This window comes from Tenebrionibacter intestinalis (assembly GCF_016632365.1).
Lineage (GTDB): Bacteria > Pseudomonadota > Gammaproteobacteria > Enterobacterales > Enterobacteriaceae > Tenebrionibacter > Tenebrionibacter intestinalis.
Genome location: NZ_JAEPBH010000197.1, coordinates 1 through 340 on the forward strand (window position 1 = coordinate 1; position 340 = coordinate 340).

Consider the following 340-nt stretch of genomic DNA (forward strand, 5'->3'; position numbering starts at 1 on the left):
GAGGCCGTCACCCCGTACTGTGAACTGCTGCTGTGGGCCTCGCCGTCACGGGTATCAAGGCTTACGTCAAACAGGACATTCTCCCCGCTGAGCGAAACCGATTTACCGGCGCTGACATCCGTACCGGCAAGGGCGATATCCTTCCCGGCCTGCGCAATAATGTTACCACTTGTGCTGGTTAACCGGCTGCGTAGCCCGCTTTCAGCGACGCTGTCTTCGCGGCTGCTGTGTTTCTCCCGGCTGTAACCTGCCGTGGCGCTGTAACCGTCTCCCCCCAGCGTGCCGAGGGTTTTGCTGCTCCCGCTCGCTTCGCTGTGCGAGGTGTCGCGCCCGGCGCTCA

General features: G+C 62.6%; 1 protein-coding gene. It reads right to left on the reverse strand.

The window, feature by feature from the left end:
* Positions 1-340: hypothetical protein (locus tag JJB97_RS18450; protein WP_238715543.1), on the reverse strand; the 340-nt coding region annotated here is incomplete at both ends.